This is a genomic window from Microtetraspora niveoalba, assembly GCF_001570405.1.
Lineage (GTDB): Bacteria > Actinomycetota > Actinomycetes > Streptosporangiales > Streptosporangiaceae > Microtetraspora > Microtetraspora niveoalba.
In genome coordinates this window covers 16,196-35,247 of the sequence record NZ_BBYM01000027.1, presented here as the reverse complement: position 1 = coordinate 35,247, position 19,052 = coordinate 16,196, and the positions used below count along the sequence as shown (strand labels likewise).

17 protein-coding genes are annotated in these 19,052 nt (G+C 73.5%); 12 read left to right on the top strand and 5 right to left on the bottom strand.

Annotated features, from left to right (window positions below):
* Window positions 1-94: 94 nt before the first annotated feature.
* Both AWQ70_RS25520 and AWQ70_RS25515 read right to left on the bottom strand, forming a co-directional pair.
* On the bottom strand, window positions 95-757 hold the full coding sequence (locus tag AWQ70_RS25520) for a response regulator (RefSeq protein ID WP_067180791.1): 663 nt from the start codon (window positions 755-757) through the stop codon (window positions 95-97).
* Entirely contained in the window at window positions 754-1,908 is a 1,155-nt protein-coding gene (locus AWQ70_RS25515; protein ID WP_067180788.1) for a histidine kinase, read from the bottom strand. The genes AWQ70_RS25520 and AWQ70_RS25515 overlap by 4 nt, the downstream gene beginning before the upstream one ends.
* 136 nt (window positions 1,909-2,044) lie before the next feature.
* On the opposite strand from AWQ70_RS25515, the gene AWQ70_RS25510 reads away from it, so the two are divergent.
* Both AWQ70_RS25510 and AWQ70_RS25505 read left to right on the top strand, forming a co-directional pair.
* Window positions 2,045-2,626, top strand: a complete 582-nt coding sequence (locus AWQ70_RS25510) for an NADPH-dependent FMN reductase (protein ID WP_067180786.1) — start codon at window positions 2,045-2,047, stop codon at window positions 2,624-2,626.
* A gap of 93 nt (window positions 2,627-2,719) precedes the next feature.
* Window positions 2,720-4,588 carry a gamma-glutamyltransferase family protein gene (locus AWQ70_RS25505; RefSeq protein ID WP_067180783.1) on the top strand — a complete coding sequence of 623 codons (1,869 nt, stop codon included), beginning with the start codon at window positions 2,720-2,722 and terminating at the stop codon, window positions 4,586-4,588.
* A gap of 40 nt (window positions 4,589-4,628) precedes the next feature.
* On the opposite strand, the gene AWQ70_RS25500 is transcribed toward AWQ70_RS25505, so the two are convergent.
* Complete coding sequence (locus AWQ70_RS25500; RefSeq protein WP_067180780.1) at window positions 4,629-5,483, bottom strand: site-specific integrase; 855 nt, start codon at window positions 5,481-5,483, stop codon at window positions 4,629-4,631.
* 172 nt (window positions 5,484-5,655) lie between these two features.
* Here AWQ70_RS25500 and AWQ70_RS25495 point away from each other — a divergent pair, with 172 nt between their 5' ends.
* Window positions 5,656-6,948 (top strand): MFS transporter, encoded by a 1,293-nt coding sequence (locus AWQ70_RS25495; protein WP_084517803.1) that lies wholly within the window; start codon window positions 5,656-5,658, stop codon window positions 6,946-6,948.
* 348 nt (window positions 6,949-7,296) lie between these two features.
* Window positions 7,297-9,441 (top strand): RNA polymerase recycling motor ATPase HelR, encoded by a 2,145-nt coding sequence (helR, locus tag AWQ70_RS25490; RefSeq protein ID WP_373282375.1) that lies wholly within the window; start codon window positions 7,297-7,299, stop codon window positions 9,439-9,441.
* Here the strand turns inward: helR and AWQ70_RS25485 are convergent.
* Window positions 9,428-9,751, bottom strand: coding sequence for a hypothetical protein (locus AWQ70_RS25485; protein ID WP_218004661.1), 324 nt, complete (start codon window positions 9,749-9,751; stop codon window positions 9,428-9,430). The genes helR and AWQ70_RS25485 overlap by 14 nt on opposite strands.
* Window positions 9,752-9,825: 74 nt before the next feature.
* Window positions 9,826-10,551, bottom strand: coding sequence for a TetR/AcrR family transcriptional regulator (locus tag AWQ70_RS25480; RefSeq protein WP_157530373.1), 726 nt, complete (start codon window positions 10,549-10,551; stop codon window positions 9,826-9,828).
* Window positions 10,552-10,674: 123 nt separating this feature from the next.
* Here AWQ70_RS25480 and AWQ70_RS25475 point away from each other — a divergent pair, with 123 nt between their 5' ends.
* Genes AWQ70_RS25475 through AWQ70_RS25440 form a run of 8 tightly spaced genes read left to right on the top strand, consistent with a single transcriptional unit; the run spans window position 10,675 to window position 19,039 of the window.
* Window positions 10,675-11,004 (top strand): (2Fe-2S)-binding protein, encoded by a 330-nt coding sequence (locus tag AWQ70_RS25475; RefSeq protein ID WP_067180771.1) that lies wholly within the window; start codon window positions 10,675-10,677, stop codon window positions 11,002-11,004.
* A 3-nt stretch (window positions 11,005-11,007) separates the two neighbouring features.
* Window positions 11,008-12,204: an NAD(P)/FAD-dependent oxidoreductase gene (locus AWQ70_RS25470; protein WP_067180768.1), complete on the top strand. Its 1,197-nt coding sequence runs from the start codon at window positions 11,008-11,010 to the stop codon at window positions 12,202-12,204.
* Window positions 12,201-13,760, top strand: a complete 1,560-nt coding sequence (locus AWQ70_RS25465) for an FAD-dependent oxidoreductase (protein ID WP_067180765.1) — start codon at window positions 12,201-12,203, stop codon at window positions 13,758-13,760. Before AWQ70_RS25470 ends, AWQ70_RS25465 begins: the two co-directional genes overlap by 4 nt.
* Window positions 13,753-14,844, top strand: coding sequence for an ABC transporter substrate-binding protein (locus AWQ70_RS25460; protein ID WP_169808740.1), 1,092 nt, complete (start codon window positions 13,753-13,755; stop codon window positions 14,842-14,844). The genes AWQ70_RS25465 and AWQ70_RS25460 overlap by 8 nt, the downstream gene beginning before the upstream one ends.
* Window positions 14,829-15,734 carry an ABC transporter permease gene (locus AWQ70_RS25455; protein ID WP_218004660.1) on the top strand — a complete coding sequence of 302 codons (906 nt, stop codon included), beginning with the start codon at window positions 14,829-14,831 and terminating at the stop codon, window positions 15,732-15,734. The genes AWQ70_RS25460 and AWQ70_RS25455 overlap by 16 nt, the downstream gene beginning before the upstream one ends.
* The gene (locus tag AWQ70_RS25450; RefSeq protein ID WP_067180762.1) at window positions 15,731-16,525 is read left to right on the top strand and encodes an ABC transporter permease; all 795 of its coding nucleotides are present in this window, start codon (window positions 15,731-15,733) and stop codon (window positions 16,523-16,525) included. Before AWQ70_RS25455 ends, AWQ70_RS25450 begins: the two co-directional genes overlap by 4 nt.
* Window positions 16,515-17,666 carry an ABC transporter ATP-binding protein gene (locus AWQ70_RS25445; RefSeq protein ID WP_218004659.1) on the top strand — a complete coding sequence of 384 codons (1,152 nt, stop codon included), beginning with the start codon at window positions 16,515-16,517 and terminating at the stop codon, window positions 17,664-17,666. The genes AWQ70_RS25450 and AWQ70_RS25445 overlap by 11 nt, the downstream gene beginning before the upstream one ends.
* The gene (locus AWQ70_RS25440; protein WP_067180759.1) at window positions 17,663-19,039 is read left to right on the top strand and encodes an NAD(P)/FAD-dependent oxidoreductase; all 1,377 of its coding nucleotides are present in this window, start codon (window positions 17,663-17,665) and stop codon (window positions 19,037-19,039) included. The genes AWQ70_RS25445 and AWQ70_RS25440 overlap by 4 nt, the downstream gene beginning before the upstream one ends.
* Window positions 19,040-19,052: the final 13 nt, after the last annotated feature.

Sequence of the window (19,052 nt, the reverse complement as noted above, 5' to 3'; positions counted from 1 at the left end):
GGACAGTACGGCCATTCGCGGATGCTCGCTGTCATCCGAGGTCGCGGATCGGGGTTGACTTCGTCAATCCCGGTGGAATCCCGCAGGTCGCGGGTCAGAGCCAGCCCGGCCGGACCAGGCCCGACTCGTACGCGATCACGACGAGCTGGGCGCGGTCGCGGGCGCGGAGCTTCATCATGGTGCGGCTCACGTGGGTTTTCGCGGTCGCCGGGGACATGAACAGCTCGCCCGCGATCTCGTCGTTCGTCATGCCGGTGCCGACCAGGGCGAGGACCTCGCGCTCCCGGTCGGTCAGCACGCCCAGCTCGCGCGCCGCGCCCGGCGACTTCGCCCGCGCGGCGTACTCGGCGATGAGGCGGCGGGTCACGCTCGGGGACAGCAGCGCGTCTCCGGAGGCGACCACCCGCACGGCCTGGATGAGCTCGGCCGGCTCGGTGTCCTTGACCAGGAAGCCGCTCGCGCCGTTCCGCAGCGCCTCGAAGACGTACTCGTCGAGCTCGAACGTCGTCAGCATGATGATCCGGGTGGTGTCCAGGTCGGGGTCCGCGCCGATCGTCCTGGTGGCGGTCAGGCCGTCCACGCCGGGCATCCGGATGTCCATCAGCACCACGTCGGGGCGCAGCTCGCGCGCGAGACGCGCGGCCTGCGCGCCGTCGCCGGCCTCGCCCACCACGGTCATGCCGTCCTGGGCGTCGAGCAGGGCGCGGAACCCGGCCCGGACCAGGGCCTGGTCGTCGGCCAGCACGATCGTGATCATTTCTGCTCCTCGTCGGACGGGGCGGGCAGGGGAAGCGCGGCGGAGACCCGGAAGCCGCCCTCCGGCCGCGGACCGGCCGTCAGGGAGCCGCCCAGCGCGGCGGCCCGCTCGCGCATCCCGGGGATGCCGTTGCCGCCGCCGAGGCCCGGCACGGCCTTGGCCGCCCCCGCGCCGTCGTCCTCGACGAGGACGGCCAGCTCGCGCGGGCCGTACGTGACCCTGAGGGTGACCCGGGAGCCGGGCGCGTGCCGGGTGATGTTGGTGAGGGACTCCTGGACGATGCGGTATCCGGCGCGGTTCACCCCGGCGGGGAGCGGCCGGACGTCGCCGTCGACCGTGACCTTCACCCGCAGGCCGCTGCGCTCGACCAGCTCGTCCAGCCGGTCCATCCCGGCGGTGGGGGAGCGCGGCGCGCCGTCCCGCAGGACGCTGAGCACGCCGCGCATCTCGGTCAGCACGTCCTTGGACGCCTGCTTGATCGTGGCGAGCGCGGTGCGCGCCTGCTCGGGATGGTCGTCGATCAGATGCAGGGCGGTGGACGCCTGGACGTGGATCAGCGAGATGTTGTGCGCGAGGACGTCGTGCAGCTCCTGGGCCATGCTGAGCCGCTCCTCGCTGGCCTGCCGCCTGGCCTCCTCCGCGGTCACCCGCTCGTGCTCGATCAGCCGCCCGCGTCTGGCCCGGTAGGACTCGGCGACGGTGAGGGTGAGCAGCAGGAACGCCGCGATCGCCGTGTGGTGGAACCAACCCTGCGGCTCGGGGATGAGCCACGTGGAGTACGCCGCGAAGAACAGGAACGTCACGCCTCCGGCCAGCCAGGCGGCCAGGCGGTGCCCCGAGACGACCGCCCAGAAGAGCACCACCACCGGGCTGACGAACACGGGACCGTAGGCGAAGTCGAGCAGCAGGTACGCCCAGGTGGCGGCCAGCGTGACGAGCAGGGCGGGGACGGGGAAGCGGCGGCGGACCGCGATGGCGAGCGGGCCGGCGAGCAGCAGCGCGTAGCCCCGCCAGTCCAGCGGCACGCGTCCGAGCTTCTCGACCGAGACCTGGCTGTACTCCGCGCCGTGTGAGCCGAGCGTCTGGACGAGGGCGACGGTCAGCGGGAGGAGGGAGCCGGTCAGGCGGCGCCACGGGGAGCGGTTGCGCACATCAGCACGCTAGCCACTGCGGCCGACCGCTTCATCCGCCCACCGCCGGACCTGTGGATACACCTTCGGGAGTACTCCGGGGCGCACGATATGTTGAAGTTTCAACCGATTTTCGGCGCGCAACATAAGGAGCGTTATGTCCAGGCCGATTCTGCAGATCATCGTGGCGAGCACCCGTCCCGGCCGGGTCGGCCTCCCGGTGGCGGAGTGGTTCCGCGACCGCGCCGTCGCCCAGGACGTCTTCGACGTCGAGATCGTGGACCTCGCCGAGGTGAACCTGCCGTTCCTGGACGAGCCGCACCACCCGCGCCTTCGCCAGTACGTCCACCCGCACACCAAGGAGTGGAGCGCGACGGTCGAGCGCGCCGACGCGTTCGTGTTCGTCACCCCGGAGTACAACCACAGCTTCAACGCGGTGCTCAAGAACGCCCTGGACTTCCTGCACGGCGAGTGGCAGTACAAGCCGGCCGGTTTCGTGAGCTACGGCGGCGTGTCCGCGGGCACCCGCGCCGTGCAGATGCTCAAGCAGGTCGTCTCCGGCCTGAAGATGCTGCCCGTCGTCGAGGCGGTCACCATCCCGTTCGTCCGCGAGTTCCTGGACGAGGAGGGGCGTGTGCGGCCGAACGACGTCATGACCCAGGCCGCCGACGCGATGCTCGCCGAGATCGCCCGGCTCGCCCCGGCGCTGGGGAACCTGCGGGCGCCCGAGGCTTCGTAGCCCCCGTACCGCTGCGCGCCCGGACGGGCGGGCTCACACCATGGCGCTTTCTGACCCGCTCGGTCATGCTTGAGTGATCTACGGAGGTCACTTATGCGGATCAAGGCACATCGCGGCGCCGTCGCGCCTCTCACGCTCGTCCTCGTCACCTCTGTCACCTCGATCACCGGTCTCGTCGCACCCCCCGCCCACGCGACGCCGGAGACCGCACTCCCGCGCCTCCCGCAGGCGCCGCCGCACGCCGGGGCCGGAAAGGTCCCGGTCGCGGAGGGGTACGGCGGCGCGGTCGCCACCGTGGACCTGGACGCCAGCAAGGCGGCACTGAAGATCCTCAAACAGGGCGGGAACGCGATGGACGCCGCCGTCGCGGCGGCGGCCACCCTCGGCGTGACGGAGCCGTATTCGGCCGGTCTCGCGGGCGGCGGCTTCCTCGTCCACTACGACGCCCGGAAGAGAAGCGTCTCCACGATCGACGGCCGGGAGACCGCGCCCCGGGCCATGACCGCCACCGCGTTCGAGGGCGTCCCGTTCGCGGAGGCGGTGACGAGCGGGCTCTCGGCCGGCGTGCCCGGCAGCGTCGCGCAGTGGGACCTCGCGCTCCGCCGGTTCGGCACGATGCCGCTCAGCCGGGCCCTGCGGCCCGCGATCCAGGTCGCGGAGCGCGGATTCGTCGTCGACCAGACGTTCCACGACCAGACGGCGGAGAACGCCGACCGGTTCAAGGACTTCACCTCCACCGCGCGGCTCTACCTGCCCGGCGGGAGCCCGCCCGCGGTCGGGTCCGTGCTGCGCAACCCCGACCTCGCCGCGACGTACCGGGAGCTGGGCAGGCGCGGCCCCTCCTGGCTGTATGGCGGAGCGCTCGGCGCGGAGGTCGTCGCCACGGTCAAGCGCCCGCCGGTCACGCCCGGCTCGTCCCGCGTGATCAGGCCCGGCCTGATGGAGCTCTCCGACCTGCGGGCGTACCGGGCGATCGAACGCCCGCCGACGCACGTCACGGTCTCCGGGCTCGACGTGTACGGCATGGCGCCGCCGTCGTCGGGCGGCTCCACCGTCGGCGAGGCGCTCGGCATCCTCGCCGCGACGGGCGAGACCGCGGCGGCCCCGCTGCACGCGTACCTGGAGGCGTCCAGGCTGGCCTTCGCCGACCGGAACGCGTACGTCGGCGACCCCGCGTACGTGGACGTGCCGCTGGACGAGCTGCTGTCGGAGGGGTTCGCCAAGGAGCGGGCCTGCCTCATCGGCCCGGCGGCCATGCCGAACCCGGCCCCGCCCGGCACGCCCGACGGGACGTACGCCCCCTGCCCGGCGGCGTCCCCCGCGGGCGGCCGGGACACGACGGCTCCGGACAAGGGGGCCCAGGAGAAGGGCGCTCAGGAGGAGAAGCCGGAGGGTCCGGAGACCACGCACCTGGTCGTGGCCGACAGGTGGGGCAACGTCGTCGCGTACAACATCACCATCGAGCAGACCGGCGGCAACGGCATCGTCGTGCCGGGGCGCGGGTTCCTGCTGAACAACGAGCTGACCGACTTCACGTTCGGCCCGGCCCCCGGGGACCCCAACCTGCCCGGACCAGGCAAGCGGCCCCGCTCGTCGATGGCTCCCACGATCGTGCTCAAGGACGGCAGGCCGCTCCTCGCGGTCGGCTCGCCCGGCGGCGCGACGATCATCACGACCGTGCTGCAGATCCTCGTCAACCGGTTCGACCTCGGGATGTCCCTGCCCGAGGCGCTCGCCGCGCCCCGCGCCTCGCAGCGCAACGCCGCCGCGACGCAGGCCGAGCCCGCCTTCGTCGAGCGGTACGGCCCGGCGCTCACCGCGCTCGGCCACACGTTCACCACGACGCCCGAGATCGGCGCCGCCACCGCACTGGAGTTCCTCGGCCGCGACCGGGTGCAGGCGGTCGCCGAGCCGGTGCGCCGAGGCGGCGGCAGCGCCCTGGTCGTGTCCCCCGCGCGGTGACAAGACAGGTGCGCGGCGGGCTCGATCCGCCGCGCACCCGTCAGGCCGGGACGGCCCCGCCTGACGGGCCGCGCCCCTCGCCGGACCGATGGGCGACGCCCGCGGCGCGCAGCCGGCGCAGCGTCCAGCCGTGCCCGTCCGGGTCGAGCGGGCGGGTCGCGGTCGTGAACAGCTCGGCCGCGCGCCGGTAGGACAGGCGGCCCCGTCCGGTCACCGGGCAGCGGTCGCGGACCGGCGTGCCGGGAGAGGCCCGCCTGCGGGCGAGGAACACCGGGCCCTGGCTCCGGCCGACCAGGAGCAGGGGGAGCAGCCGGGCCGCGCCCGGCCCCCAGCGGACGCCGGGGTCCGCGCGCAACCGCCGCCGGACGAGGTCGAGGTCGTCGACGTTGAGGGCGAGCAGGCGCTCGACGGGGGCGGCGGTCTCGTAGACCAGGCGCCAGCACGCCTGCTCGCGCAGGCCGGCGGGGAGATCGAAGATCGCGGCGACCTGTTCGGGGGACAGGCCGCGAGGCGCCGCGCGCGGCGTCGCGGGCGCGCGCAGCCGCGCGAGCGGGTCGCCCCGGACCCAGCCGCGCGTCCGCCACCAGGTGACCGCGCCGCGCAGGATCGACAGCTCGCGGCTCACCGTACGCGGATCGGCGACGGCGGCGCGCCAGGCGAGGGCGTCGGCGAGCCGGTCCGCGGCGTCCGGGGCGTCGAGCAGCGCGAGCGGCACGATCGGGGCGGCGGCGCCGCGCCGCGCCCGGCCCGGCGGGGCGGCCCGCCGTACGAGCGGCCACGTCCAGCTCGCCAGGGCGATGCGATAGACGCGGCGGGAGGCCTCGGTGAGCCGCAGCGTCGCCAGATAGTGGTCGACCGCCACGGCGTACTCGACCGGTGCCGGGGGTGTCGTCATGGCGTGTTCCCACCTACCGCAGTAAAAAACAGGGCCGCACGATGCCGTTCCCCCGGAAAATACCAGGCCGGGACGGGTCTGCCGACGCGTGCGGAACATGCAGTAAAGGGACTCAGCCTTCTTGCGTCAGAGCGTTGCAGGAGCGGCCGGCGGCGGCGCAGTCTTGGTGACCATGGCGATGACATGGACACGGCGACGGCTGGCCGCTCTGGCCCATCGCGACCTCAGGCTCTTCTTCGTCGGGGCCGCGGTGTCGATGCTGGGCTCGGCGACGGCGTCGGTGGCGACGCCGTTCGCGGTGCTCGACAGCGGCGGCGGAGAGGCCGAGCTCGGCTACGTGATGGCCGCCCGGATCGTGCCCATGGTGGTGTTCCTGCTGGTCGGCGGGGTGATCGCGGACCGCCTCGGGCCGCGGCGCGTGATGGTCGCCTCCGAGATCCTGCGCTGCGCCACGCAGGCGGCCCTCGCGGCGGCGCTGCTCGTCGGCCGTCCCGGCGTCTGGACGTTCGTCGTGCTGGTCGCCCTGTGGGGCGTCGGCGAGGCGTTCTCCCACCCGGCCCAGGCGGCTCTCATCCCCCGGATCGCCGGGAACGGCGGTCACCGGGGCGACACGCTGCGCGACGCCAACGCGCTGGCCGCTCTCGCCCAGTCGACGTCGACGGTCGCCGGGCCCGCCCTCGCGGGAGTCGCCGTCGCGACGCTGGGCTCGGGCGTGGTCATCGCGTTCGACGCGGTCACGTACGCGGTGGGAGCCGTCTGCCTCGCGCTGCTGCGGGTCAGGGACCGGCCCACCGCGCCGGACGACGGGGCGGAGGCCACGCCCGCGTGGACGGCGGTGCGCGAGGGCTGGGCGCAGTTCCGCTCCCACACCTGGCTGTGGGTCACGACCGCGCAGTTCACGCTGTTCAACCTGCTCGTGTGGGCGCCGTTCCTCGTGCTCGGCCCGGTGGTCGCGCACCAGCGCCCCGGGGGTGCGCGTGAGTGGGGGCTGGTCATGACCCTGTACGGCGCGGGCGCCGTGCTGGGAGGGCTGGCGTCGATGGGAGGCCGGACGCCCCGCCGCCCGCTGGTGGTCGCGACGGTCGCGACGGTCGGCTGGGCGCTGCCCTCGGCCGCCCTGGCGGCCGGCCTGCCCGCGGTGCCGCTCGCGGGTGCGGCGCTGGTGGCCGGCGTCGGATCCGCCGTCTGCGGGGTGCTCTACGCGACCACCAACCAGCGCCATCTGCCGCCCGAGGTCCTCGCCCGCGTCACCTCCATCACCACGCTGGGCGCGTTCGCCCTCGGCCCGCTCGGCCTGGCCGCCGCGGGGCCGGTCGCGTCGGTGGTCGGGGTCGCCGCCGTCCTGGGCTTCGGCGCGGTGTGGCAGGTCGCCACCTCGGCGCTCGTGCTCGCGGTGCCCGCCGTACGACGCCTGGAGTCGGGCGGCTCCCGCGACGAGGAGGACCTCGCGGCGGCGCGAACCTGAGCACCGGGACGCCCCGGACGCGGGGGCGGGCGCAGGACGACGTCGAATCGATCCCCCGGATGACGCGCGGTCAGCACATCGGCAGCGGCATCGGCGAGGGCGGGGATGCGGGAAAAGGGGAGTAACCGCTCCTTTCCACTCTCAACGTATAGCGGACCGGGGGGCTTGCGGCAAGACCCCCGTCGTGCCGCAGAATCGTCCGCCGAAGCCAGAACCTGCGGAAACGGGGGACGTGAAATGCGGGTGGTGTCCGCACGGCCGCGGAGTCCGCGCCGACATGCCGGTTCGGATGTCTTGGTGCGTACCGGTCGCGAGCGACCCCAGATCGGAGCTGATGACGTGAACGCCGTGACTGACAACAGCGTGTTCGACCTTCCCGGCCGCCTCTCCCGCAAGGCCGACCCGACGCTGATCGCCGGAGACGAGCGGCACTTCGCGGCCATCGCGGAGAGCCTCGAGCGGTCGATCGCCGACCTGTCCGACCGCCTGGAGGCCGAGCGCAGGGCGCCCGGCGGCAAAGGCCGGCAGGCGCTGGACCGGGACATGGAGATCCACCGGCTGACCGCCCGCCTGCGCGTACTGCGTCGCTTCGGTCTGGACCTGTGCCTCGGACGCATGGTCGGCGCGGACGATTCCGAGCCCGTCTACGTCGGACGGCTCGGCCTCACGGACAGCGCGGGTCGCCGGCTGCTGCTCGACTGGCGCTCCCCCGCGGCCGAGCCGTTCTTCGGAGCCACCCACGCCAACCCGATGGGGCTGGCGAGCCGCCGCAGGTATCGCTGGACCCGTGGCCGGATCAGCGACTACTGGGACGAGGTGTTCACCCCGGACGGGTTCGAAGGGCACGCCGCGCTCGACGACCAGTCCGCCTTCATCGCCAGCCTGGGCTCCAGCCGGTCGCCCCGGATGCGCGACGTGCTCGGCACCATCCAGGCCGACCAGGACGCCATCATCCGCGCGGGATCGCGCGGCGCTCTCGTCGTCGACGGCGGCCCGGGTACGGGGAAGACCGTCGTCGCCCTGCACCGCTCCGCGTACCTCCTCTACTCCGACCCCCGCCTCGGTCACCGCCGCGGCGGCGTGCTGTTCGTCGGCCCGCACCAGCCCTACCTGGCCTACGTCGCCGACGTCCTGCCGAGCCTCGGCGAGGAGGGCGTGCAGACCTGCACCCTGCGGGACCTCGTCGCCGAGGGAGCCGCGGCGGGGATCGAGACCGACCCCGACGTGGCCCGCCTGAAGTCGTCCGCGGACCTGGTGAAGGCGATCGAACCGGCCGTCAGGTTCTACGAGAACCCGCCCGCCAAGGAGATGACGATCGCGACCCCCTGGTCCGACGACGTCCGGCTGAGCCCCGACGACTGGGCCGAGGCGTTCGAGGCGGCCGAACCCGGCACTCCGCACAACGAGGCGCGCGACCAGATCTGGGAGGAGCTGGTCCGGATCCTGGTGGACAAGCACGACGGCGGCGCACCGGCCGACCTGCTCAGGAAGTCGCTGCTGCGGGACAGGGAGCTGCTCACGACCTTCAACCGCGCGTGGCCGCTGATCGAAGCGGCCGACCTCGTCGGAGACCTGTGGACCGTACCCGCCTACCTGCGGATGTGCGCTCCCTGGCTCAGCCTCGACGACGTCCGGAAGCTGCAACGCGAGGACCCCCAGGCCTGGACGGTGTCCGACCTGCCGCTCCTGGACGCGGCACGGCAGCGGCTCGGCGACCCGGAGGCGGCACGACGCAAACGCCGGCAGGAAGCCGCTCTCGCCGCCCAGCGCGAGCACATGGCCCAGGTCGTCGACAACCTGATCGAGGCCGACGACGACGGCGAGGGCCTCGTGACGCAGTTGCGCCGGGAGGACCTCCAGCGAAACCTGGTCGACGAGTCCGAGCTGCCCACCCTCGACCCGGACCGGCTCGCCGGCCCGTTCGCGCACATCGTCGTGGACGAGGCCCAGGAACTCACCGACGCGGAGTGGCGGATGTTGCTGCTCCGCTGCCCGTCCCGGAGCTTCACCATCGTCGGCGACCGCGCCCAGGCCAGGCACGGGTTCACCGAGTCGTGGCGGGAACGGCTCGACCGGATCGGGCTCGACCGGATCGACCTGGCCTCCCTGACCGTCAACTACCGGACGCCGGGAGAGATCATGGCGGAAGCCGAGCCGGTCATCCGGGCCGTGCTCCCGGACGCCAACGTGCCGACCTCCATCCGCGGCGGCGACGTCCCCGTCGTACACGGGTCCGCTTCGGAGCTGGGCTCGATCCTGGACGACTGGCTCGCCGCGCACGACGAAGGGATCGCCTGCGTCATCGGCGATCCCACGTTCCGGGAGACGTCCCGCGTCCGGTCGCTGACCCCGGAGCTGGCGAAGGGGCTCGAGTTCGACCTGGTCGTCCTCGTCGACCCGGAGAGGTTCGGCGAGGGCATCGAAGGAGCGGTCGACCGCTATGTCGCGATGACCCGGGCGACCCAGCGCCTCGTCATCCTCACGAGCTCCTGACGCCGGCCGCGGAGGCGGCGGACAGCAGGGTGAGCGCGGCCCGGCGGGCGTGCTCACCCGCGCCGGCGCCGTCGTGGTGCGCGGCGACCACGGTCGCGCCCTCGACCAGCATCAACAACTGCCGCCCCAGGACCGGTGGATCGGCGGCTCCGGCACGCTCGGCGATGCCGGTCAGCAGTTCGAGGTAGCGGTCGAGATGGCGCGCGCTGATGGCGCGTACGGGCTCGACGTGGTGCTGGGCGGCCGCGTTCAGCATCGCGCAACCGCGGAAGACCGGGTCGTCGTACCACTGCTGGAGGGCGTCGAACACGACGGCGAGCTGGTCGCGGGGGTCGTCGCCGGCGGCTTTCGCCGAGGCGCGGGTGCGCGCGGGGTCGATCGTCCCTAGGACGCGTCGGGCGTGTACGGCGGCAGGCCGAGGTGGACGGAGATGACGCGGAGCAGGGCGTCGCGCATGCGCGTCCGGGTCATCCCGGCCACCTGCGTCGCCACCGCGATCTCCAGGCCGTCGATCTGGGTGAGGATCAGGTCGACGGTCTCGTCCACGTCGGACGACAGCCGGAACGCGCCGGCGGCCACCCCCTCCTCGATCGCGGCCTTCATCGGGGCCCGCCAGCCGTCGTACTGCAGGCCGAAGAGGCGGCGCAGCTCCTTGTCCCTGGCCGACGCGGCGGCGATCTCCATGAACGCGAGGCAGCGGTTGCGGAAGCCGCGCGGCTGGGTGATGTACTCCACGAGCCCCCGGATGCGGTCCCACGGCTCGGCGTACCGGCCGGCGATCTCCTCCAGCCCCTGGACGATCTTGCCCGTGTGGTGGGCGAAGGCGGCGAGCATCAGGCCGTCGCGGGTCTCGTAGTAGTGCTGCAGCGTTCCGATGGACACTCCGGCGTGCTTGGCGACGTCGCGGAGCCGTACCCGCTCGTAGCCCATCTCGGAGACCAGTTCGATGACGGAGGCGAGGATCCGGCCTCGCTGGCCGTCGGTCCGTAACTGCAGTGCGGCGTCCACCCATTGCCCCTTCTCCGCCGCGCCGTACGCGGCGGGCGACCTGGCGCGTCTGTCGCGCCGGTCCGATATATAACCACGGATCGCGGTTGAAAGGAACTTCAAAACCCCTATTGACAAGGCGATAAGGTCCCTCCTCTAATAATGCGGTACTACCGGACGGCCCGCTTGGGCAGCGGCTTCGCCAGCAGGTGAGCGTCCGGCGAGCGACCGATCCGGAGGGGGCCGATGGGCAAGACGATCGTCTGTCCGTGTCACGACGTGACCGTCGAGGACATCCGCGCGACGCACGCGGCGGGCTACACCCATCCCGAGACCCTCAAGCGGGCGACCGCCGCCTTCATGGGGCCGTGCCAGGGCAAGCACTGCGCCGGCGCCGTGATGGCGCTGCTGCGCGAGCTGACCGGCGGGCGGGACGCGCCGGTGACCCGGCGTCCCACCGCCCGCCCGCCGCTGCGCCCCGTCGCCCTCGGCCTGCTCGCCGCCGCCGCGGAAGCGGAGGCCGCGGAAGCCGCGGCCTCCGGGACCGGCGGCGACGTGCGGACGGGGGGTGCCTGAGCGATGGCGATTCCCGGAGCCGCCCGCACCCCGCTGCGCCGCTCGTACGACGCCGTCATCATCGGGGCGGGCGTGCAGGGGCTGGCCCTCGCGTACGAGCTGGCCAAGCTGGGCATCCGCGACGTCGCCGTGCTCGACCGGAGCTACCCGGGCGGGGGCGGCAGCGGACGCAACGGCGAGATGATCCGCTCGGCGTTCGGCTCCCGCGAGTGGAGCGGCCTGTTCGACGAGTCGCTGCGCCGCTGGCGCACCCTCTCCGCCGAGCTCGACTTCAACGTGCTGTTCTCCGGCAGCGGCTACCTCGTGCTGGCCTCCACGCCCGAGCAGGTCGACCGCTGCCGGGCCGACGTCGTACGGCAGGCCGAGCTGGGGGTCCGCTCGGAGTTCGTCACCGCCGAGGAGGCGCGGAAGATCGCCCCCGAGGTCAACCCCGATCTCGCCCTCGGCGGCGTCTACCAGGAGCACGCCGGGTTCGCCCACCACGACGCCGTCGTCTGGGGATACGCCAGGGCCGCCGCCCGGCTGGGCGTCGAGCTGCACACCGGGGTGACCGTCACCGGCGTCGACGTCGCCGGGGGAGAGGTCCGCGGCGTGCGCACCGACAGGGGGAACGTCTCCGCGCCGATCGTGGTGAACGCGGCGGGCGGCGCCGCCCGGCAGATCGCCGGGATGGCCGGGGTGGACCTGCCCACCCGGACCTGCCGCCTGGAGATGATCGTCACGGAGTCCGTCGCACCGTTCCTGCGGCCCGCGCTCGCCACCCTGGAACTGCTCGGGTACTGCCACCAGACCGCGAGGGGCGAGTTCGTCGGCGGCACCGAGCTGCCGGTCCCCGACGTCAGCGACAGCCTCAACGGCACCTACGACCTGCTCCTGGACATGGCCGCCAAGTTCGTCCGGCTGCTGCCGCGCCTGGCCGGGGTCCGGCTGCTGCGGCACTGGGCCGGGCTGGTCGACCAGAGCGAGGACCTCTCCCCGGTGATCGGGCCGGTTCCCGAGGTGGGCGGCTTCTACCTCACCTGCGGATGGGTCTACGGCTTCATGGGCGCCCCCGCCACCGGCGCGCTGCTCGCCCGGGGCATCCACGACGGCGTCATGCCCGAGCTGATCCGGCCCTTCTCGGTCACCCGGCTGCACGAGGGCCGCTTCATCCAGGAAGGCGCCCTCGTGGTCGCCGCCGAGGAGGGGGAGGCCGCGTGAACCTGCGGATCACCGACCATCCGGCCGCGCCGTACGCGCGGACCCGCCGGGTCGGGTTCACCTTCGAGGGCCGCACCCTCCACGGGTACGAGGGCGAGCCCCTGGCGACCGCCCTGCACGCCGCCGGGGTCCGGGTGTTGTCGCGCAGCTTCAAGTACCACCGCCCCCGGGGCATCGGGCTGACCTGCGGCGCGCCGTCGTGCCCCAACTGCCAGCTCGCCGTCGACGGCCAGTACGGCGTGCCGGGCTGCGCGACTCCGCTGCGCGGCGGCGAGTCGGTGCGGCGCGAGCGGGCCTGGCCCAGCGCGGACCACGACCTGTTCGGGCTGATCGACCGGTTCTCCGCGTTCGTGCCCGCGGGCTTCCAGTTCCGGCTGTTCCGCCGCTCACCGCGCCTCGCCCACCTCGCCGAGCGGGTCATGGGCCTGGTCGCGGGCGGCGCGCGGGAGGTCACCCCCGACGCGATCGCCCGCGCCGTTCGGCCCGGCCTGGGCGGGCGGCGCGCCGCGCTGGCCGTCGTCGGCGCGGGCGTGGCCGGGCTGGCCGCCGCGCTCTCCGCCGCCGACGCCGGCCTGGAGGTCGTCCTGGTGGACCAGGGCGACGAGCCGGGCGGAACACTGCGCGCGGAGACGGCCCCGGTCCGCATCCCGGACGGCGGGGAGGCGCCGGGCTTCGCGCTGGCCGCCGAACTGGCCGCCAGGGCCGCCGCGCATCCCTCGATCGAGGTGCTGACCGGTTCGACCGCGCTCGGCTGGTACGAGGGCGGCGTGCTGCCGGTGCACACCCCCGCCGGGGTGCTGACGCTGCGGCCGGACCGGCTCCTGGTCGCGACCGGCGACTACGGGCAGCCGCTGCTCTTCCCGGGCAACGACCGCCCCGGGATCATGCTCGCGGGCGCGGTCCAGCGGCTCGTCAACGTCGACCACGTACGGCCCGGCCGGCGCGCGGTGGTGGTGACCTCCGACGCGTACGGCTACGCGGTGGCCGCGCAGCTCCGCGCGGTCGGCGTCGAGATCGCCGCCCTGGTCGACCCGCGGCCGGCGGAGCGGGCCCGCGCGGACGCGGAGGCGTCCTTCCCGTCCGGGGTCGCGGCCTCGGGGGTGCCGCACCTGACGGGACACCTCGTAGGGGAGGCCCTCGGCCGCCGCCGGGTGACCGGCCTCGTGGTCCGGCCCGCCGGCGGGGGCCGCGCGGTGCGGCTCGCCTGCGACGTCGTCGTGGTGTCGGCGGGACGGCGTCCGGCCGACGAGCTCCTCCTCCAGCGGCTCTACCACGGCGACGTCACGCTCGACACGGGACACGGCCCGGGGACGGGCGCCGCGCTGCCGGACGGCGTGGCCGTGGCCGGCGGCGCGGCCGGGATCACCGACCCCGCCGAGGCGCTGGCGACCGGCGCCGAGGAGGGCGCCCGGCTGGCCCGCTGGTCGCCCGGGAACCCGGCGGCGCGGGAAACGCGCCCGGGAGCACAGCCGGAGGCACCGGCGGAAATTTCGAAACACCCCCTCTCGCCCGGCCAGGCTGGGCGGCCATCTTCCTCAGGAGGAACCAGTGAGTGACACCGGCGCCCACGGGAGGCTCTCCCGCCGGACCCTGCTCGTCCGCGGCGGCCAGGGGCTCGGCCTGCTCGCGGCCTCCGGCCTGCTCAGCGCCTGCGGCGGCGGCTTCTCCTCGTCCTCGAACGGCGGCGGCGGTGGCGGCACCACCCTCACCATCGCGAGCTACGGCGGCGACTACCAGAAGTTCCAGGCCAAGGCCCTGTGGGGGCCGTACGCGGCGAAGAACGGCATCACGATCAAGGAAGACGGCCCCTCGGACAACGCCAAGATCAAGGCGCAGGCCGAGTCGGGCAACCCGACCTGGGACATCGTGGTCGTCGGCAACGACTTCGGCAGCGACGCCGACGCGAAATGGCTGGAGCCGATCGACTACTCGGTCATCGACAAGGCGTCCATCATCGAGGGGTACGCCCAGACCTACCGGATCTGCGCCGACGTCGAGGGCACCGTCCTCGCCTACCGTTCGGACAAGACCGGCGGCGCGGCGCCCAAGCCGTGGGACGACTTCTTCGACGTGAAGAAGTACCCGGGCAAGCGCACCGCGTGGAAGTCCGTGGGCGGCGGCATCTTCGAGATGGCCCTGCTCGCCGACGGCGTCGCCCCCGACGCGCTCTACCCGATCGACGTCGACCGGGCGCTCAAGAAGCTCGCCACCATCAAGGACCAGCTCATCTGGTGGGAGACCGGCGCCCAGGCCCAGCAGTACCTGGAGAGCGGCGAGGCGGTCATGGGCATGGTGTGGATCGCCCGCGCCCTCCAGTCCGCGGCCAACGCGCCCATCGCGATCGCCTGGGACTCGTGGCTGTCGCAGGAGGCCTACTGGGTGGTCCCCAAGGGCACCAAGAACAAGGCGGAGGCGATGAAGCTCATCGCGCACATGACCTCCGCCGAACCCACCGCCGAGCTGACCAAGTACCTGCCGTACGGGCCGGTCAACGTCGGGGCGCAGGACAAGATCGACCCCTCGGCCAAGGACAACCTGCCCACGACCCACCTCGACACCCAGATCAAGGTGAACGACGTGTGGTGGGGCGAGAACCGGGACGCCGTCAACGACAGGTTCCAGCAGTGGCTGCTCTCCTGAGTCCCGTCGCCCCCGGAGGACAGACCCGGACGGCGCCCCCGCCGTCCGGGCGGTCCGGCGGGGTGGGGCGGCACTGGCCGTTCCTGCTCATCGTTCCGGCGCTGCTCGTCCTGCTGGCCGTCTTCGTCTATCCGGTGGCGCACACGTTCGTCGGCGCGTTCACCACGCCGAAGCCCGGCACGGAGAACTTCACCTGGTTCTTCGGCTCGCCGGCCAACGTCGCCGTGCTGACCCGGACGTTCTCGACCGCGCTGTGGGCGACGCTCATCTGCCTGGCCCTGGCCTACCCGTACGCGTACCTGATGACGGTGGCGTCGCCGAGGGCGCGGGCGGCGCTGCTGCTGATCGTGATGCTGCCGTTCTGGACCAGCCTGATGGTGCGGACCTTCGCCTGGCTCGTGCTGCTGCAGGACACCGGCGTGGTCAACGGCTTCCTCGGGCTGTTCGGGCTGGGGCCGGTCGGCCTCGTCCGCAGCCAGGCCGGCGTGCTCATCGGCATGGTGCAGATCCTCATGCCGTTCATGGTGCTGCCGCTGTACTCGGTGATGAGCGGCATCGACCGGCGGCTGCTGACCGCCGCCCAGAGCCTCGGGGCCCGGCCGGTCGTCGCGCTGCTGCGGATCTTCGTGCCGCTGTCGCTGCCCGGGGTCGCGGCCGGATCGACCATGGTGTTCATCACCTCGCTCGGGTTCTACGTCACCCCGGCGCTGCTCGGCTCGCCGAGTGAGGCGCTGATCTCGCAGTTCATGTACACGCAGGTCAGCGGCATGCTCATGTGGGGCAGGGGCGGCGCCATGGCGGTGGTGCTCTTCGCGACCACGCTCCTGCTGACCGGCCTGCTCGGCCTGGCCATGCGCGCCGGCCGCCGCACCCGGGCAGGCGCCCGATGAGCGCCCGGCTCGCGCGCGCCGCGCTGTGGGTGACCGGCGTGCTGGTCGCCGCCTGGCTGGTCGCGCCCACCCTGGTGGTGATCCCGCTCAGCTTCACCGACAAGGTCTCGCTGACCTTCCCGCCGACCGGCTGGTCCACCCGCTGGTACGCCAACTTCTTCGGCGACCCCGCCTGGGTGGCCGCGCTGGCCAACTCGCTGCTGGTCGGCGTGCTGGTGGCCGTCGTGGCGACCGTCCTCGGCACCGCCGCCGCGTTCGGGCTCACCCGCTGGACGAGCAGGCGCGGCGCGGCGGCGGCGAGCGTGCTGCTGCTGGCCCCGATGATCGTCCCGGGCATCATCGTCGCCATCGGCGTGTACGCGGTCTTCCTGAAGTTCCAGCTCGCCGGGTCCCTGGCCGGGTTTGTCGCCGCGCACACCGTGCTCGCCCTGCCGTTCGTGGTCGTCTCGGTGACGGCGTCCCTGCAGACCTTCGACGTACGCCTGGAGACGGCCGCGGCGAGCCTCGGCGCGGGCCGCCTGGCGACGTTCCGCCGGGTCACGCTGCCGCTGATCATGCCCGGCGTCGTGTCGGGCGCGCTGTTCGCCTTCGTGACCTCGTTCGACGAGGTCGTGGTCTCGCTGTTCATCCAGAGCCCGTCCCTCGTCACCCTGCCCGTGCAGATGTATTCGAGCGTGACCCGCGAGACCGACCCGACGCTCGCCGCCGCGGCGACCATGATCCTGGCGCTCACCACGGTCCTGGTCACCGGTGGACTCGCCCTGTCCTCAAGGAGGAACCGTGCCCGTTGACCGGACCACGCCCGCCGTCAAGGGGGCCCGCATCGACCTGCGTGGGATGACCAAGCGCTTCGGTGGCTCCGTCGCCGTCGACGACGTCACCCTGACCGTCGAGCCGGGGGAGTTCATGACCTTCCTCGGCCCGTCGGGCTCGGGGAAGACCACCACGCTGAACATGATCGCCGGGTTCACCGACATCACGGCCGGCACGCTGGAGATCGACGACCGCCCGGTGGGCGACACGCCCGCGCACAAGCGCGACATCGGCGTGGTCTTCCAGCACTACGCGCTCTTCCCGCACATGACCGTCGCGGAGAACATCGCGTTCCCGCTCCGCCAGCGCAAGATCTCCAAGGACGAGCGCCGGCGGCTGGTCGCCGCCGCCCTGGAGACCGTGCAGCTGCCCGGCCACGCCGCCCGCTACCCGGGCGAGCTGTCCGGCGGGCAGCAGCAGCGGGTCGCCCTGGCCCGGGCGATCGTGTTCAGCCCGCGCGTCCTGCTCATGGACGAGCCGCTCGGCGCGCTCGACCGCAAGCTCCGCGAGTTCCTCCAACTGGAGATCAAGCGCATCCACCGGGAGGTCGGGTCCACGTTCGTCTTCGTGACCCACGACCAGGAGGAGGCGCTGATCCTCTCCGACCGGATCGCGGTGTTCAACAACGCGAAGATCGAGCAGGTCGGCACCGCCCACGAGCTCTACGAGCGGCCCGCCACGCTGTTCGTGGCGCGCTTTCTCGGCGAGTCCACCATCCTGCGCGGCGCGGCGCGTCCCGAGGGCGCCGGCTCGACCCTGACCGGCGACGGCTTCGCCGTACGGGCGCCGGGCCGGGTCGACGCGGGCCGGGACGCCGCGCTCGTCGTGCGCCCGGAGCGGCTGCGGCTCATCCCGGACGAGCCGGGGAGCGCGGGCCGAGGCGCCTCCGGCGGCACGCCGGGAGGGAACGCCGTCCCCGTCACGGTGCTGGAGGAGATCTACCTCGGTGCGGCCCGCAAGCTGGAGGTCGTCCTGCCCGGCGGCGCCCGGGGCCTCGTACGCGAGCAGGCGGGCGCGCTCAGCGGGCTGCGCGCGGGCGACCGGGCCACCCTGACCTGGCATCCGGACGACGGCGTCCTGCTGCCCGACGACCCGACCATTGAAAGGATCTTCACGTGACCGTCAACGGCGGAGTGTCGTTCTGGTACCGAGAGACCGGGCTCCCCGCCCGGCGTCCTCCGCTGGAGCGTTCCACCACGGCCGACGTCTGCGTGGTCGGCGCCGGATACACCGGTCTGTGGACGGCCTACTACCTGAAGAAGGCCGACCCCGGGCTCGACGTCGTCGTCCTGGAGCGCAAGTTCGCCGGATACGGCGCGTCCGGGCGCAACGGCGGCTGGCTGACGGCGGCGCTCGCCGGATCGCCCCGCAGATTCGCCAAGACCCACGGCCGCGAGGGAGTCCACGCCCTCCAGCGGGCCATGAACGACACCGTGGACGAGGTCATCCGGGTCGCGGACGCCGAGGGCATCGACGCCGACATCGTCAAGGGCGGCATCCTGCGAGTCGCCCACGCCCCGTCGCACCTCGCGCGGCTCGTGGCCGGCGTGCGGACCGCCCGCTCCTGGGGGGACGACGACCTGGAACTGCTCGACGCCCGGCGCACCACCGCCAGGATCCGCGTGGACGGCGCGCTCGGCGCCTCGTTCAGCCCCCACTGCGCCCGGGTGCAGCCGGCCAAGCTCGTCCAGGGGCTGGCCCGGGTCGTCGAGGACCTCGGCGTGCGCATCTACGAGTCCACCCCCGTCACCGAGATCGTGCCGCACGAGGCGCGCACGCCGTACGGCGCCGTGCGGGCGAAGTTCGTGCTGCGCGCGACGGAGGGGTTCACCGCCGGGCTGAGCGGCGAGCGCCGGACCTGGCTGCCGATGAACTCCTCGCTGATCGTCACCGAGCCGCTGCCCCAGCGGATCTGGGACGAGATCGGCTGGGAGGGCCGCGAGCTGCTCGGCGACATGTCGCACGCCTACATCTACGCCCAGCGGACCGCCGACGACCGCATCGCGATCGGCGGGCGCGGCGTGCCGTACCGGTTCGGCTCCCGCACGGACGACGACGGGCGCACGCACGCCGCCACGGTGCGCGCGCTCCGCGACGCCCTCGTGCGGCTGTTCCCGGCGGTGCGCGACGCGGCCGTCGAGCACGCCTGGTGCGGTGTGCTCGGCGTGCCGCGCGACTGGTGCTCCACCGCCGTGCTCGACGGCAGGACCGGGCTGGGCTGGGCCGGCGGGTACGTGGGGCACGGCGTGGCGACCACCAACCTCGCCGGCCGCACCCTGCGCGACCTGGTCCTCGGCGCGGACACCGAGCTCACCCGGCTGCCCTGGGTCGGCCGGAAGGTGCGCAAGTGGGAGCCGGAGCCGCTGCGCTGGATCGGCGTGCGCGGCATGTACGCGGCCTACCGCGCCGCCGACCGGGCCGAGATCGTGGAGGGCCGTCCCACGACGTCGCCCATCGCCAAGGTCGCCGACATGGTGGCCCGCCGCCACTGACCGGATTCGCCGG